Genomic DNA, 14,369 nt, shown 5'->3' on the forward strand with positions numbered 1-14,369 from the left:
TCAACGAGCATCGGGTCTTCCCGGGGGCTCAGGCGTCGTAGTCGAGCGAGACCTCGTCGCTGACCGGGTGGCTCTGGCAGGCGAGCACGATGCCGGCCGCCACCTCCTCGGGCTCGAGCGCGTAGTTGCGGTCCATGCGCACCTCGCCCGAGACGAGGCGCGCGCGACACGTGCCGCAGACGCCGTTGGTGCACGAGAACGGGGCGTCGGGGCGCGCCCGGAGGGTGGCGTCGAGGACGGTCTCGTCACGGCTCGGCATCGGGATGACCGTGGTGCGGCCGTCGAGGTTGACCGTGACGGTCGCCTCGGGCGGGGCGGAGTCGTCGACGACGACCTTGCGCCGGGGCTCCCTGCCGTCGTCGACGTGGAAGATCTCGTGGTGGATGTGGCGCGCGTCGACGCCCCGGTCCTTGAGGAGCCCCTCGGCGCCGGTGACCAGGCCGAAGGGTCCGCAGAGGTACCACTCGTCGACCGACTGCACCGGCAGCAGCGACCCGAAGATGGCCGCCAGCCGCTCGGGGTCGAGGCGACCCGAGAAGAGCTCGACGTCCTGCGCCTCGCGCGACAGCACGTTGATGAGGTGGAAGCGGCCCGGGAAGCGGTTCTTGAGGTCCTCGAGCTCCTCGAGGAACATGATCGAGCTCGTGCGGCGGTTGCCGAAGAGCAGCGTCGCGCGGGAGCCGGGCTCCTCCTCGAGGGCGGTCGTCAGCAGCGAGAGCACCGGCGTGATGCCCGAGCCCGCCGCGATCGCGACGTGATGGCGTATGCCGTCGGGCCGGGTCGGGCAGGTGAACGAGCCCGCCGGCGTCATGACCTCGACGACGTCGCCGGGTGAGACGCCACTGTTGAGCCACGTGGACATGCGCCCCTCGGGCACCTGCGCGGCGGCGACCCGCAGCCGGTGGCCCGTCGGGTCGGCCCCGCGCGACTGGCAGATGGAGTACGACTGGCGCACGTCCTCGCCCGCGATCGTGGCGCGCAGCGTGAGGTGCTGGCCGGGCTCGAACGCGAACTCGTCGACGAGGTCGTCGGGCACCTCGAAGGTGACGGCGACAGACTCCTCGGTGAGGCGCTCGACCGCCGAGACGGTGAGGGGGTGGAACCGGGCACGGTGGCGGGCGGCTGCCGGGGCGGCCGGTCCACCCGAGGGGGCGGCGGACTCGGTGGTGACGTCGGTCATCAGATGGCCTTGAACTCGTCGAAGGGCTCGAGGCAGGCGTTGCAACGGCGCAGCGCCTTGCACGCGGTCGAGCCGAAGTGGGCGATCTCGGTGGTGTCGGTCGAGCCGCACCGCGGGCAGCCGACGACGTGACGGGACAGGGTCAGCGCCACCGGGCCGCGCGACTCCCCCGTCGGGGCGCGCCCGGGCGGGGCGATGCCGAAGCGGGCGAGGGCGGCCTTGCCCTCGTCGGTCATCCAGTCCGTCGTCCAGGCCGGCGACAGCTGCGTGCAGACATGGGCGGCATACCCGTGGCTGTAGGCCTCGAAGGAGATGCGCCCGGCGATGGCCTCCATCGCGGGGCACCCGCTGTAGGTGGGCGTGACGGTGACCACGACGGTGCGTGACGCCTCGTCGACCTCGACCGACCGCAGGATGCCGAGGTCGGCGATGCTGATCACCGGCACCTCAGGGTCAGGGATGCGCGAGATCGCCTCTGCGACACCGGACTCCACCGCCACGGCCGTCACCACGTCGCGCCGGGGTGCGACCGCGCGATGTGCTGCATCTCGGCGAGCAGGTAGCCCATCGGCCGCGAGTGGATGCCGTCACGACCGCCGCGCGAGCGCCAGGGCGACTCGTCGGGAAGCGTCAGCGTCGCCTCGCCGACGACGTCCGCGACGCGCGCCACGACGGCGTCGTGCAGCCCCGAGGGCAGCACCCCGGCGCCGAGCCCCGCCGCCTGCACCGAGGCAGCGTCGTCGTCGAACAGCTCCGCGAGGTAGGGCAGCACGCGCTGGAGGGCAGCCTGCATGCGCCGCTGCGACTCCTCGGTGCCGTCGCCGAGCCGCACGACCCACAGCGCGGCGTGGTCGAGGTGGTAGCGCACCTCCTTGAGCGCCTTGCCGGCCACGCCGGCCACGACGTCGTCGCTCGAGGCACCGAGTGCCGTGTGCAGCTCGACCTGGTAGGCGGAGAACCACAGCAGCCGTGCCATCTCGTCGGCGAAGTCGCCGCGCTCCTGCTCCACGAGGTGCACGTTGCGCCACTCACGCTCGTCGCGGTGCATGGCGAAGTCGTCCTCGCTGCGGCCGGTGCCGTCGATCGAGCCGACGTAGGGGTAGAGGCCGCGCGCCTGGCCGAGGAGGTCGAGGGCGATGTTGCCGAGCGCCATGTCCTCCTCGATCTGGGGGGCGTTCGTCATCCACTCCCCCAGCCGCTGGGCGTACACCATCGCGTCGTCGGCGAGCCCGAGCAGGTAGGTCGCGTAGGGCTTGGTGCCCGGCGAGTTCTCGGCCGCCCCGGGCAGCGGTCCCCTCTCGGCCGTTGGGCCGGATGGGGTGCTCGAGCGGGGTCTCCCCGAAGTGTCGGAGCGAGGAGGAGGGCTTTGTGGGGTGCTCACAGGTACTCGACATCCTCTGGAACGTCGTAGAACGTGGGGTGCCGGTAGATCTTGTCGGCGGACGGGTCGAAGAAGGAGTCCTTCTCGGTGGGGCTGCTCGCCGTGACGTCGTCGGCGCGCACGACCCAGATGGAGACGCCCTCCTGGCGACGCGTGTACACGTCGCGCGCGTTGCGCAGCGCCAGCGTCGCATCGGGTGCGTGGAGCGAGCCCACGTGGACGTGCGAGAGTCCCCGCTTGCCACGGACGAACACCTCCCAGAGCGGCCAGCTCCTCTCGGACGCCCTCTCGGGTGCTTCGGTCACGCGGCACTCTCCTTCTGCTTCTGCTTCTCACGGGTGGCCTGCTTGGCGGCGTACGCGTTGGCGGCCTCGCGCACCCACGCGCCCTCCTCGTGGGCGCGGCGGCGGTGCGCGATGCGCTCGGCGTTGCACGGGCCGTCGCCGCGCAGCACCTGCCAGAACTCGTCCCAGTCGATCTCGCCGAAGTCGTAGTGGCCGCGCTCGTCGTTCCAGCGCAGCTCGGGGTCGGGCAGCACGATGCCGAGCTTCTCGGCCTGCGGCACCATCATGTCGACGAACTTCTGGCGCAGGTCGTCGTTGGCGAAGCGCTTGATGCCCCAGGCCATCGACTGCTCGGTGTGCCCGCCACCCTTGGCGGCCTCACCCGTGTCGGGCGGCCCGAACATGGCCAGCGCCGGCCACCACCAGCGGTTCGCGGCGTCCTGGGCCATCGCCTGCTGCGCCTCGGTGCCACGCATGAGGTTCCAGAGGATCTCGAAGCCCTGACGCTGGTGGAAGCTCTCCTCCTTGCACACGCGGATCATGGCGCGCGCGTACGGCCCGTAGGAGCAGCGGCAGAGCGGCACCTGGTTCATGATCGCGGCGCCGTCGACGAGCCAGCCGATGGCGCCGCAGTCGGCCCACGTCAGGGTTGGGTAGTTGAAGATCGAGGAGTACTTCTGCCGGCCGTCGTGCAGGCGCTCGAGCAGCTCCTGCCGGTCGATGCCGAGGGTCTCGGCGGCGCTGTAGAGGTACAGCCCGTGGCCGGCTTCGTCCTGCACCTTCGCGATGAGGATCGCCTTGCGACGCAGGCTGGGCGCGCGGGTGATCCAGTTGCCCTCGGGCTGCATGCCGATGATCTCGGAGTGCGCGTGCTGTGCGATCTGCCGGATGAGCGTCTCGCGGTACTTCTCCGGCATCGCGTCGCGCGGCTCGATGCGCTGGTCTGCGGCGATCAGGGCATCGAAGTCGTCACCGACCGCGTCGGAACCGTCACGCTGGTCGTCGTGCGCCGCCGCCGCGTCGTACGCGTCGGTCTCGGCCGCGTTCAGCGGTTCGTTCGGGTCGATGACGTCGTTGCCATACATGAGTCCAGTATGCGAGATGGGCCGGGGCGCTGCCAAAGCCGGGTCCTTGAGAGGATGCCGGGGTGGCACACGATCACGGGCACGCCCATCCGCACACGCACGGCAACGACCACGACAACGGCGACGGGCACGGCCACGGCCACGTGCAGGGTCCCGTCGCGGACGCCAGCGTCCGCGTGGCCCGCCCCTCCGACGCGCCCGCCGTGGGCCTCGTGCAGGCCGTCGTGTTCCGTGAGGCGTATGCCGGCGTGCTCGCCCCCGAGGTCGTCGCCGCGTTCGAGCCGCGTCCCTTCGCCAACGCCTGGCGGGCGACGCTCGAGGGCGAGCAGTCCCGCGACGGGGTCCTGCTCGTCGCGTGCGCCGGCGAGCAGGTCGTCGGTTTCGCCGCGGTCGGCGCCTCCGACGACGCGGACGCCGGTCCCGGCACGGCCGAACTGCTCGTCCTCGGCGTGCACCCCGAGGCCCGTCGGCAGGGGCACGGCTCACGCCTGCTGCACGCCGTCGTCGACACGGCCCGGGCCCGCGGTCGCGACGAGCTGGCCGCCTGGGTGCTGGGGGCCGACGACACCACGCGCGCCTTCCTCACGGCCGCCGGGATGGCCGTCGACGGAGCCCGGCGCGAACGGGTCGTCTCGGACGACGGGCGCACGGCCGCCGAGATCCGCCTGTCGGCCGTCCTGGCCGACCCGGGGACCGCATGACCGCGTCCGCCCTCCCTCGCGCCGAGCGGCGGGTCGTCGTGCGAGAGGCCCTGTCGGTCGGTGTCGCGACCGGGGCGTACGGCATCAGCTTCGGCGCCCTCGCCGTCGCGGCCGGGCTCGACGTCTGGCAGGCGACGGCGCTGTCGCTGCTGATGTTCACCGGTGGCTCGCAGTTCGCCTTCATCGGCATCGTCGCGGGTGGCCTGCAGGCGGCCCCCGCCGCCATCGCGGCGTCGTCCCTGCTCGGGGTGCGCAACGGCCTCTACGCTCTCGAGCTCACCCAGCTGCTCGGGGTGCGAGGCCTGCGGCGTCTCGGGGCGGCCCACCTGACCATCGACGAGTCGACGGCGGTGGCGGTCTCGCAGGAGCACGTGCGCGCCTCGCGACTCGGGTTCTGGCTGACGGGCACGTCGGTGTTCGTCCTCTGGAACCTCACGACCCTGGGCGGCGCGCTCCTCGGCAACAAGCTCGGCGACCCACGCACCTACGGACTCGACGCCGCGGCGTGCGCAGCTTTCACGGCCCTGCTCTGGCCGCGGCTGCGCAGCCGCGACGCGGTGGGCGTGGCCGCGCTCGCCGCGGTCGTCTCCGTCGCCCTCTCGCCGAGCCTGCCGGCCGGCGTCCCCGTGCTGGCCGCGGCGCTCGCGGCGCTCCTCGCCTGGCGTGCCCCTCGAGGCGGTGACCGGGCGCCGGCGGACGACCCGCAGGCGGCGGAGGTGCGCGTCTCGCAGCAGGGCGGAGGCGCATGACCATGTGGGTGGCGGTCATCGTGGCCGCGGCGATCGCCTTCGGGCTCAAGCTCGCCGGCTACCTGGTGCCGGCGAGCGTCCTCGACGACCCCAGGGTCCGTCGGGTCACCGCGGCGCTGCCGATCGCGCTGCTCGCGGCGCTCATCGCCACGCAGGCGCTGACGCAGAAGGACGGGTCGCTGACGGTCGACGCGCGTCTGGCCGCCGTAGGGGTCGCGGTCGTGGCCCTGCTGCTGCGGGCGCCGTTCATCGTCGTGGTCGTGCTGGGCGCGGGCACGGCGGCTCTGCTGCGCCACCTCGGCTGGGGCTGACCGGTGGCCGACGCCGACGACGTCCGTCGACTGGCCCTGGCGCTGCCGGAGGTCCAGGAGGTCCCGAGCGACGGTTTCGACTTCCGGGTCGGCGGGCACGGCTTCGTCTGGTCCTATCCGGAGCGCCGACCCGGGCAGCGCCGGGTGATCCGCACCGACATCGCCGTGCTCTACGTCGGCGACGAGGCGGAGAAGCAGGCCCTCGTCCTCGGCGAGCCGGACCTCTTCTTCACGACACCGGCCTACGACGGCTCGCCGCTCGTCATGCTGCGGCTCGACCGGGTCGGCGTGCGCCGGCTCGAGGAGCTGGTCACCGACGCCTGGCACATGCGCGCCCCCGACGAGGTGCGCGCCCTGCTCGACGGCCGGGGCGGCTGAGTCGCCGGTCCCCGGGCTCGCGAAAAGGGGGCCGCGACGCGTGCTCAGGCGTGGGCGGCGCAGACCGGGCGGAGGGGCCGACCGGGAAGGTCCTCACGGTTGGCGACGCGGCTCGTCGGCTCGCCGCAGACGGAGCACGCGGCGATGTCGACCGCCTCCTCGGTGAACGGCACCGTCATGCGCTCGTCGAAGACGTAGAGGTGGCCCTCCCACAGCCCGCGGTCGCCGCGCTGCTCGCCGTAGCGCACGATGCCACCGTCGAGCTGGTAGACCTCGTCGAAGCCGCGCGAGCGCATCAGGCTCGTGAGCACCTCGCAGCGGATCCCGCCCGTGCAGTACGTGACGACGGGCCGTCCCTTGAGGTCGTCCCACCGCCCCGAGTCGAGCTCGCGCACGAAGTCGGCGGTGTGACGGACGTCGGGCACCACCGCGCCACGGAAGCGCCCCACCTCGGCCTCGACGGCGTTGCGGCCGTCCAGCAGCACCACCTCGTCACCGCGCTCGGCGACGAGCGCGTCGAGCTGGTCGGGGGTGAGGCGCGTGCCCCCGCCGACGACCCCGTGCTCGTCGACGACGACCTCGTCGGGCACGCCGAACGACACGATCTCGTCACGTGTCCTGACGACGAGCCGCGGGAAGTCGAGGCTCCGGCCCTCCGCGTCGAGCCCGGTCCCGTCGCTCCACCTGACGTCGACGTCGTGGAACGGTGCGTACTCCCTTGTCTTGCGGACATACGTCTTGAGCACCGTCACGTCGCCGCCGACGGTGGCGTTGATGCCGTGGCGTGACAGCAGGATCCGTCCGCGCAGGCCGAGGCCCTCGCAGAGATCGCGCTGCCACAGGCGCAGCGCGTCGGGGTCGGGGACCGGCCGGAACGCGTAGAAGAGGACGACCTTCGGGATGGCCACTCGGGCGACCGTCAGAGGCCGATGTAGTGCTCGAGCCCGACCGTGAGGCCGGGGTGGTCACCGACCGCGCGAACCGCCGCGACGACCCCGGGCATGAAGCTGCCGCGGTCGAACGAGTCGTGGCGAAGGGTGAGCATCTCGCCGGCGTTGCCGAGCAGCACCTCCTGGTGGGCGGTGAGCCCACGCAGGCGCACGGCGTGCACGGGTATGCCGTCGATCTTGGCCCCGCGGGCACCGTCGGGGTCGTGGGTGGTTGCGTCGGGCACGTCGGCGCAGCCCGCCTCGGACCGCGCCCGACCGATCATCGCTGCCGTGCGAGCCGCGGTGCCGGACGGCGCGTCCACCTTTGCCGGGTGGTGCAGCTCGATGACCTCGACCGACTCGAAGAAGGGAGCGGCCTTGGCGGCGAAGGACATCAGCAGGAGTGCGCCGATCGCGAAGTTGGGTGCGATGAGCACGCCGACCCCCGGCCCGGCGCCCGCCGGGGGTGCGTCGGCGAGCTGGCGCCGCAGGGCGTCGAGCCGCTCGTCGTCCCAGCCCGTCGTGCCGACGACGACGTGGATGCCACGCTCGACGCAGTGGGCCACGTTCGCCGGGGACGCGTCGGGGACCGTGAGCTCCACGGCGACGTCGGCGCCACCGAGGTCCCCGAGGTCGTCACCGGAACCGTAGGCGCCGACGAGGCTGAGCCCCTCGGCCGCCTCGATGGCACGCACCGCCTCCGACCCCATCCGGCCCCTCGCGCCGATGACGGCGACGCGGATCTCACGTCTCGTGCCGCTGTCGTCATCGGGCTCGGTCACCTGCTCGTTCATCGTCCGCACGGCACGAGGGTAGTGCCGACGACGGGCACGGAGCGGGTGGGTCTCGCGCCGGCGGTGCGCCCTACCGGCAACGGCCGCCCGTCAGCCGCCTTTCAGTGAAAACCCAGCGCCGGGCGCGAGCATCCGTGCGTGACCACGGATGCCGGGGGCGGCTCCAGCCCCACCGCCGACCGCGCCGACGCCCGCACCCCGGGGGACCCGCGCGTCCTTCCCGCCGCCACCACCGAAGAGACAGCCGCCGAGACAGCCGCCGCTCGCGCCACGCACGCTGAAGGCGGTGCGCGCGTCGACCGGCGCCTCTTCCTCACCGCGGTCACCGGCTCGGTCGCGCTCGGCGCGGCCGCCTGCTCCGCCCCGGGCGGTCCCTCGGCGTCACCGCAGTCCCGCAGTGCGTCGGCGTCCGTCACGGCGGACCGCACCACGACGAGTCCGGCCCCGCGCGGCCCCACCACGACGAACGCCACGACCGCGGGAGGGGCCGCCACAACCAGCGGGCGCGTCACCCCGGTCGTGCTGCGCACGGACGGCCCCGACATCGTCCACGGCCCCACGAACCGGGCCCTGGTGGCGCTGACCTTCCACGGTGCCGGCGACCCGAGCCTCACCCACCGGGCCCTCGACCTGCTCGCCCTCCACGACGCTCGTGTCACCGTCTTCGCCGTCGGCACCTGGCTCACCGCCCACCTCGACCTCGGGAAGGCCCTTGTCGACGGCGGTCACGACCTCGGCAACCACACGTGGTCCCACCGCACGATGCCGCGCCTGGACCCGGTGGATGCGCGCGCCGAGGTGACGCGTGGCGCGGAGGCCGTGGCCCGCGTGCCCGGGTCCTCGCCCCTGCTGTTCCGCCCCTCCGGCACGCCGAGCTCGACGGCCACGATCCGTGCGGCGGCACGCTCGGCCGGCTACCACCGATGCGTGTCGTACTCCGTCGACCCGCGCGACTACGCCGACCCCGGCCCCGCAGCCGTCACGGCCCGTACGCTGGCCGGAGTCGCTCCGGGGAGCATCGTGTCACTCCACCTCGGCCACGCCGGGACCGTGGCCGCCCTCCCCTCGGTCCTGAGCGGCCTCGCCTCGCGCGGCCTGCGCGCCGTCACCCTCTCCGAGCTGCTCGCATGACGCGCCGGAGCCTCACCGCCCTGCCGTGCGCCGCGACCCTGGGCGTGGTCCTGCTGGTGTCGGCCTGCTCGGGCCCGTGGTCCTCCCCCGGTCTCGACCCGGCCGGCGCAGCGGTGCCCTCCACGCCGACAGCAGCAGCGACGGAGCCGTCCCCCACCCGGGCCGCCGCTGCCGGCGCCACGTCGGAGGCCGGCAGGAAGGTCATCCCGCCGTACGCACGGACCGGTGCCGGTGACTTGTCCGCGAAGGCCCGCACCGCCCGCCCGCTCGTCTATGTGCCCGACCAGATGGCCGGGTTGCTCCAGACCATCGACCCGAGCACCTATCGGGTGGTGTCGAGCCGCCACGTGCCGGTCTCACCCGAGCACGTCGTGCCGTCGTGGGACCTCGGCCGCCTGTGGGTGAACTCCGACAAGGGCAACGCCCTGACGCCGATCGACCCCCGGACCGGCGCAGTCGGCCGACCCGTCGCGGTGCGCGACCCCTACAACCTCTACTTCACCCCCGACGGCCGCTACGCCCTCGTCATGGCCTCGCGATCTCGCGCCATCGACGTGCGCGACGCGCACACGATGGCGCTCGTCCGCTCGCTGTCCGTCCCGGCGTGTGCCGGCGTCAACCACGCCGACTTCACCGCGGACCTGCACACCTTCGTCGCGAGCTGCGAGTTCAGCGGCGGCCTGCTCGTCGTCGACGCCGCGGCGACCCGCGTCGAGAAGGTCATCGACCTCAACGGCGTGCGGACTCCTGGAGCCACGCCGGCCACGGGCCCCGGCAGCATGGCGGGCCCGCGGATGGGCCTGCAGAAGGCTGCGACTGCCATGCCGCAGGACGTACGCCTCACCCCGGACGGCCGGTGGTTCATGGTCGCCGACATGCTCCGCAACGGCGTGTGGTTCGTCGACGCGCACACCTTCCGTCTCGACCACTTCGTCCACACCGGGCTCGGCGCGCACGGCATCTATCCTGCGCGCGACGCCTCGAAGGTCTACGTCTCCAACCGCGATGCGGGCACGATCACCGTCTTCGACGCGTCGACCGACCGCCCGGCGACGACGTGGACGCTGCCCGGCCACGCCACCCCCGACATGGGCGGCGTCAGCGCCGACGGGAGCCAGCTGTGGCTGAGCGGCCGCTACAGCTCCGAGGTCTACGTCATCGACACCGGCACGGGCCGGCTCCTGCACCGGATCCGCGTCGGCGCCGGCCCGCACGGGCTGCTCGTGTGGCCGCAGCCGGGCCGGTTCTCCCTCGGGCACACGGGGAACATGAGATGACGCCGCAGGGCACGCCTGGCGGGGCGAGCGCGGTGGAGCAGCGGTGACCCCTGTCGTCCCGGGCGACCTGCTGACGGCGTGGACGGCCAACCCAGAGGGCTCGCACTCGTCGTGCTCGCAGCCCTGCCCTACGCCCTCCTCGTATGCCGGGCGGCCCGCGCCGGGCAGCGTCCGTCAGCCTGGCGCGCTGCCCTCTGCTGGTCGTGACCGGCCTGCTCTTCGGGCTGCCGCCGCTCGCCGGTCACCTTCTGCCCCGGTCGGGACCGGCTGACGCCTCGGGTCCGGCCCACGCGTCCGGGCTCTGGTGGGAGCAGGACCCGAGCTTCGCCCGACGTTGTGGCCGCACCCCCCGACGACGCGAACGGCCCGCCACCGCAAGGGTGACGGGCCGTTCGTGCGATCCGGGACGGGTCGATCAGACCTCGGCAGGCGCCTCGGCCGGAGCGGCCTCGGCGGCGTCGGCCTTGTCGCCCTCACCCTCGGGGAGGACCGCGGCGAGGCTGAGCTTGCCGCGCGGGTCGATCTCCTTGAGCTCGACCTGGATCTTCTGACCGATCTTGACGACGTCGTCGACGTTGTCGATCCGCTTGCCGCCGACGAGCTTGCGCACCTCGGAGATGTGCAGCAGGCCGTCCTTGCCGGGCAGCAGCGAGACGAACGCGCCGAACGTCGTCGTCTTGACGACGGTGCCGAGGAAGCGCTCGCCGACCTCGGGCATCTGCGGGTTCGCGATGGCGTTGATCGCCGCACGAGCCGCCTCGGCCGAGGGACCGTCGACCGCACCGATGAACACGGTGCCGTCGTCCTCGATCGAGATGTCGGCGCCGGTGTCGTCCTGGATCTGGTTGATCATCTTGCCCTTCGGGCCGATGACCTCACCGATCTTGTCGACGGGGACCTTCACCGTGATGATGCGCGGGGCGAACGGGCTCATCTCGTCGGGCACGTCGATGGCCTCGGCCATGACGTCGAGGATGTGCAGACGCGCGTCGCGGGCCTGGGTCAGCGCGCCGCCGAGGACCGACGCGGGGATGCCGTCGAGCTTGGTGTCGAGCTGGATGGCGGTGACGAACTCCTTGGTGCCTGCGACCTTGAAGTCCATGTCGCCGAAGGCGTCCTCGGCACCGAGGATGTCGGTGAGCGCGGCGTACTGCGTCTCACCGTCGACGGTGTCGGACACGAGGCCCATCGCGATACCGGCGACCGGGGCGCGCAGCGGCACGCCGGCGTTGAGCAGCGACAGGGTCGAGGCACAGACCGAGCCCATGGACGTCGAGCCGTTGGAGCTGAGCGCCTCGGACACCTGACGGATGGCGTACGGGAACTCCTCGCGCGTCGGCAGCACCGGCATGAGCGCACGCTCGGCCAGGGCGCCGTGACCGATCTCGCGGCGCTTCGGCGAACCGACGCGGCCGGTCTCACCGGTGCTGTAGGGCGGGAAGTTGTAGTTGTGCATGTAGCGCTTGCGCGTGACGGGACTCAGCGTGTCGAGCTGCTGCTCCATCTTGAGCATGTTGAGCGTCGTGACACCCATGATCTGGGTCTCGCCGCGCTCGAAGATCGCCGAGCCGTGAACGCGCGGCAGGACCTCGACCTCGGCGCCCAGGGCGCGGATGTCGGCGAGGCCACGGCCGTCGATGCGCACCTTGTCGCGCAGGATGCGCTGGCGGATGAGCTTCTTCTGCACGGAGCGGAAGGCGGCCGAGACCTCCTTCTCACGCCCCTCGAACTGCTCGGCGAGCTGGGCCTTGACGGCCTCCTTGATCTCGTCGAGGCGCTCTTCGCGCTCCTGCTTGCCGGCGATCGTCAGCGCGGCCGTGGTGTCGGCCTCGACGGCGGACTCGACGGCGGCGTACACGTCGTCCTCGTAGTCGAGGAAGACCGGGAAGTCCTGGACCGGCTTGGCGGCCTCGGCAGCGAGCTGGGCCTGGGCGTCGCAGAGTTGCTTGATGAACTTCTTGGAGGCCTCGAGGCCCTCGGCCACGACCTCCTCGGTCGGAGCCTGCTTGCCCTCGTTCTTCACGAGGTCCCACGTCGACTCGGTCGACTCGGCCTCGACCATCATGATCGCGACGTCGTCACCGTTGGGACCGGAGACGACGCGACCGGCGACGACCATGTCGAAGACGGAGCGCTCGATGTCGGAGAAGTTCGGGAAGGCGACCCACTGGCCGTCGATGAGCGAGACGCGCACGCCACCGATGGGGCCCGAGAACGGGAGGCCGGAGATCTGCGTCGAGGCGCTCGCGGCGTTGATGGCGAGCACGTCGTACTGGTGGTCGGGGTTCAGCGAGAACACCGAGATGATGACCTGGACCTCGTTGCGCAGACCCTTCTTGAAGGTCGGGCGCAGGGGCCGGTCGATGAGGCGGCAGGTGAGGATCGCCTCGGTCGAGGGACGGCCCTCGCGGCGGAAGAAGCTTCCGGGGATCTTGCCGATGGCGTACATGCGCTCTTCGACGTCGACCGTCAGCGGGAAGAAGTCGAACTGGTCCTTCGGCTGCTTGCCGGCGGATGTCGTCGACAGGAGCATCGTGTCGTCGTCGAGGTAGGCCGTGACGGCGCCGCCGGCCTGCTTGGCGAGGCGGCCGGTCTCGAACCGGACCGTGCGGGTGCCGAAGCTGCCGTTGTCGATGACGGCCTCGGCGAAGGTGATGTCTGGACCCTCCATGTGGGCCCTCGCTTTCTTTTTCTCAAGTGCCCGTGCACATCGTCGTTGTGTGCCCGGTTTGCGTGCTGTTCCTTCTTCGGGCCGGGTGGCCCAGGGGCGGGGTCGGCGGTCGCCGACCCGCACCTACGACGAAAGGCGGTCTCCGCGATAACGCGGTGACCGCCTTTCGTCACGAACTCATCGACGCAGGCCGAGTCGCTTGATCAGCGAACGGTAGCGCTCGATGTCGGTCGCCTCGAGGTAGCGCAGCATGCGCTTGCGGCGGCCGACGAGCAGGAGGAGACCACGACGGCTGTGGTGGTCGTGCTTGTGGGCCCGAGCGTGCTCGGTGAGGTCCTTGATGCGCTGCGTGAGCATCGCGATCTGCACCTCGGGAGAGCCGGTGTCGCCCTCGACCGTGGCGTACTCGGTCATGATCTTCTTCTTGACGTCAGCGTCCAAAGGCATGGATGAACCGACTCCTTCTCATCTCGTTGCGCGGTGCTCCAGGGCATGTCCACCTGGGCGCTATCGATCCGCGGCCGGACTACGGCGTCTCCAAGGGTAACAGCGCCGATCACACCCCCCTAATCGGGCCGCGTGTGCCTGCGTGACCGTTTCGTGACCGATTTCGTGACGGAGCCGGTGTGGCTCGGGAGCGCCGGGCGGGTACGTGACATTGTGCTCGGGGACCACACTTGAAGGAGTCACGCGACACCATGATCATTCTCGGACTCATCCTGCTGCTGATCGGCATCTTCGCCAAGGTCAGCATCCTCACCACGATCGGCATCGTCCTGATCGTCGTCGGTGCCGTCCTGTTCCTGCTCGGCGCGACGGGTCGCGCCATCGGTGGCCGGAAGCACTGGTACTGATCGGGCCGCACGAGCTGCAAGCAACAGGACGCCCCCGCGGGACTCGCGGGGGCGTCCTGTCGTCTCCCCCGGCGCATGCCGGCGTATGCCGCCGGGCAGGGTTTCGCGGGTCGTTCACCCCGTTCGCAGGCGCTTGACCGCCTGCTGTACGACGCGTCGCTCGGACTCCGCCGACCAGGCGGCCCCGTCGATCATCAACCACAACAGGTCGTCGCCCTCGGCGACGAGAACCCCTCGCGCCGAGCTGCCCGAGCCGAAGATGCTCTTCTGGGTGGCGACGAGGCCCTGCACGCCCCCGAGCCTGCCGGCCCGTCCGCTGCCGCAGCGCCTGGCGAGGTCCGCGAGCAGGTCGGCCGTCGCAGCGCGAGCCGGGTCCCCGGGATCGAACTGCAGCAGCACGTACTCGAGCGCGACGTTGCCCCTGGACAGGTAGGAGCCCGCTGCGAGCCGCGCCGCGGCGAGGCCGGCCACGACGGTGCGCGCACCGCTCCAGGAGTAGGTCCCGGGGTCCTGCGAGAGCACCCAGGGGAACGCGCCACGGTCGCACGTCTGCCGAGGTGTCGGGTCCGGGCGGCAGCCCTCGGCGTCACGAAAGGCGCGAGGGCGCCCCCGACCAGCGGGAGCGCCCTCGTGAGCCGACCTGA

17 protein-coding genes are annotated in these 14,369 nt (G+C 72.0%); 7 read left to right on the plus strand and 10 right to left on the minus strand.

Annotated features, from left to right (window positions below):
• Positions 1-28: 28 nt before the first annotated feature.
• The 5 genes from paaE to paaA are packed head-to-tail and all read right to left on the minus strand — an operon-like array spanning position 29 to position 3,930.
• The gene (paaE, locus tag ACFQ2V_RS00365) at positions 29-1,180 is read right to left on the minus strand and encodes a 1,2-phenylacetyl-CoA epoxidase subunit PaaE (RefSeq protein WP_386049930.1); all 1,152 of its coding nucleotides are present in this window, start codon (positions 1,178-1,180) and stop codon (positions 29-31) included.
• Entirely contained in the window at positions 1,180-1,674 is a 495-nt protein-coding gene (gene paaD / locus ACFQ2V_RS00370) for a 1,2-phenylacetyl-CoA epoxidase subunit PaaD (RefSeq protein ID WP_386051011.1), read from the minus strand. The genes paaE and paaD overlap by 1 nt, the downstream gene beginning before the upstream one ends.
• Before the next feature lie 11 nt (positions 1,675-1,685).
• A complete protein-coding gene (paaC, locus tag ACFQ2V_RS00375) occupies positions 1,686-2,561 on the minus strand; it encodes a 1,2-phenylacetyl-CoA epoxidase subunit PaaC (RefSeq protein ID WP_386049931.1) in 876 nt (291 codons plus the stop codon).
• A complete protein-coding gene (gene paaB, locus ACFQ2V_RS00380) occupies positions 2,558-2,866 on the minus strand; it encodes a 1,2-phenylacetyl-CoA epoxidase subunit PaaB (protein ID WP_386049932.1) in 309 nt (102 codons plus the stop codon). Before paaB ends, paaC begins: the two co-directional genes overlap by 4 nt.
• On the minus strand, positions 2,863-3,930 hold the full coding sequence (gene paaA / locus ACFQ2V_RS00385) for a 1,2-phenylacetyl-CoA epoxidase subunit PaaA (RefSeq protein ID WP_386049933.1): 1,068 nt from the start codon (positions 3,928-3,930) through the stop codon (positions 2,863-2,865). The genes paaB and paaA overlap by 4 nt, the downstream gene beginning before the upstream one ends.
• Positions 3,931-3,992: 62 nt before the next feature.
• Here paaA and ACFQ2V_RS00390 point away from each other — a divergent pair, with 62 nt between their 5' ends.
• Genes ACFQ2V_RS00390 through ACFQ2V_RS00405 form a run of 4 tightly spaced genes read left to right on the plus strand, consistent with a single transcriptional unit; the run spans position 3,993 to position 6,069 of the window.
• Entirely contained in the window at positions 3,993-4,631 is a 639-nt protein-coding gene (locus ACFQ2V_RS00390; RefSeq protein ID WP_386049934.1) for a GNAT family N-acetyltransferase, read from the plus strand.
• Positions 4,628-5,380: an AzlC family ABC transporter permease gene (locus ACFQ2V_RS00395; protein WP_386049935.1), complete on the plus strand. Its 753-nt coding sequence runs from the start codon at positions 4,628-4,630 to the stop codon at positions 5,378-5,380. The genes ACFQ2V_RS00390 and ACFQ2V_RS00395 overlap by 4 nt, the downstream gene beginning before the upstream one ends.
• Positions 5,377-5,691 (plus strand): AzlD domain-containing protein, encoded by a 315-nt coding sequence (locus ACFQ2V_RS00400; RefSeq protein ID WP_386049936.1) that lies wholly within the window; start codon positions 5,377-5,379, stop codon positions 5,689-5,691. Before ACFQ2V_RS00395 ends, ACFQ2V_RS00400 begins: the two co-directional genes overlap by 4 nt.
• Positions 5,692-5,694: 3 nt before the next feature.
• On the plus strand, positions 5,695-6,069 hold the full coding sequence (locus tag ACFQ2V_RS00405) for an MmcQ/YjbR family DNA-binding protein (RefSeq protein ID WP_386049937.1): 375 nt from the start codon (positions 5,695-5,697) through the stop codon (positions 6,067-6,069).
• Positions 6,070-6,113: 44 nt separating this feature from the next.
• On the opposite strand, the gene trhO is transcribed toward ACFQ2V_RS00405, so the two are convergent.
• Together trhO and dapB are read right to left on the minus strand one after the other, a co-directional pair.
• Positions 6,114-6,977: an oxygen-dependent tRNA uridine(34) hydroxylase TrhO gene (trhO, locus tag ACFQ2V_RS00410; RefSeq protein WP_386049938.1), complete on the minus strand. Its 864-nt coding sequence runs from the start codon at positions 6,975-6,977 to the stop codon at positions 6,114-6,116.
• 11 nt (positions 6,978-6,988) lie between these two features.
• The gene (dapB, locus tag ACFQ2V_RS00415) at positions 6,989-7,792 is read right to left on the minus strand and encodes a 4-hydroxy-tetrahydrodipicolinate reductase (RefSeq protein ID WP_386051013.1); all 804 of its coding nucleotides are present in this window, start codon (positions 7,790-7,792) and stop codon (positions 6,989-6,991) included.
• 138 nt (positions 7,793-7,930) lie between these two features.
• On the opposite strand from dapB, the gene ACFQ2V_RS00420 reads away from it, so the two are divergent.
• Positions 7,931-8,923 (plus strand): polysaccharide deacetylase family protein, encoded by a 993-nt coding sequence (locus ACFQ2V_RS00420; protein WP_386049939.1) that lies wholly within the window; start codon positions 7,931-7,933, stop codon positions 8,921-8,923.
• Complete coding sequence (locus tag ACFQ2V_RS00425; protein WP_386049940.1) at positions 8,920-10,200, plus strand: YncE family protein; 1,281 nt, start codon at positions 8,920-8,922, stop codon at positions 10,198-10,200. The genes ACFQ2V_RS00420 and ACFQ2V_RS00425 overlap by 4 nt, the downstream gene beginning before the upstream one ends.
• Before the next feature lie 415 nt (positions 10,201-10,615).
• Here the strand turns inward: ACFQ2V_RS00425 and ACFQ2V_RS00430 are convergent, their stop codons facing one another.
• Positions 10,616-12,871 (minus strand): polyribonucleotide nucleotidyltransferase, encoded by a 2,256-nt coding sequence (locus ACFQ2V_RS00430; protein WP_386049941.1) that lies wholly within the window; start codon positions 12,869-12,871, stop codon positions 10,616-10,618.
• Positions 12,872-13,048: 177 nt separating this feature from the next.
• Complete coding sequence (rpsO, locus tag ACFQ2V_RS00435) at positions 13,049-13,318, minus strand: 30S ribosomal protein S15 (RefSeq protein ID WP_045190522.1); 270 nt, start codon at positions 13,316-13,318, stop codon at positions 13,049-13,051.
• A 251-nt stretch (positions 13,319-13,569) separates the two neighbouring features.
• On the opposite strand from rpsO, the gene ACFQ2V_RS00440 reads away from it, so the two are divergent.
• Positions 13,570-13,725: a DUF6131 family protein gene (locus ACFQ2V_RS00440; protein ID WP_386049942.1), complete on the plus strand. Its 156-nt coding sequence runs from the start codon at positions 13,570-13,572 to the stop codon at positions 13,723-13,725.
• A 114-nt stretch (positions 13,726-13,839) separates the two neighbouring features.
• Here ACFQ2V_RS00440 and ACFQ2V_RS00445 read toward each other — a convergent pair whose 3' ends face one another.
• Positions 13,840-14,247 (minus strand): hypothetical protein, encoded by a 408-nt coding sequence (locus ACFQ2V_RS00445; RefSeq protein ID WP_386049943.1) that lies wholly within the window; start codon positions 14,245-14,247, stop codon positions 13,840-13,842.
• Positions 14,248-14,369: the final 122 nt, after the last annotated feature.

It is taken from the genome of Terrabacter terrigena (assembly GCF_042676085.1).
GTDB lineage: Bacteria > Actinomycetota > Actinomycetes > Actinomycetales > Dermatophilaceae > Terrabacter > Terrabacter terrigena.

Bases quoted from the DNA above. Each gene is read 5' to 3' on its own strand.
- rpsO (WP_045190522.1), bottom strand. From the start codon at position 13,318: ATGCCTTTGGACGCTGACGTCAAGAAGAAGATCATGACCGAGTACGCC.
- paaE (WP_386049930.1), bottom strand. From the start codon at position 1,180: ATGACCGACGTCACCACCGAGTCCGCCGCCCCCTCGGGTGGACCGGCC.
- dapB (WP_386051013.1), bottom strand. From the start codon at position 7,792: ATGAACGAGCAGGTGACCGAGCCCGATGACGACAGCGGCACGAGACGT.
- paaA (WP_386049933.1), bottom strand. From the start codon at position 3,930: ATGTATGGCAACGACGTCATCGACCCGAACGAACCGCTGAACGCGGCC.
- ACFQ2V_RS00440 (WP_386049942.1), top strand. From the start codon at position 13,570: ATGATCATTCTCGGACTCATCCTGCTGCTGATCGGCATCTTCGCCAAG.
- ACFQ2V_RS00395 (WP_386049935.1), top strand. From the start codon at position 4,628: ATGACCGCGTCCGCCCTCCCTCGCGCCGAGCGGCGGGTCGTCGTGCGA.
- ACFQ2V_RS00400 (WP_386049936.1), top strand. From the start codon at position 5,377: ATGACCATGTGGGTGGCGGTCATCGTGGCCGCGGCGATCGCCTTCGGG.
- ACFQ2V_RS00430 (WP_386049941.1), bottom strand. From the start codon at position 12,871: ATGGAGGGTCCAGACATCACCTTCGCCGAGGCCGTCATCGACAACGGC.
- ACFQ2V_RS00425 (WP_386049940.1), top strand. From the start codon at position 8,920: ATGACGCGCCGGAGCCTCACCGCCCTGCCGTGCGCCGCGACCCTGGGC.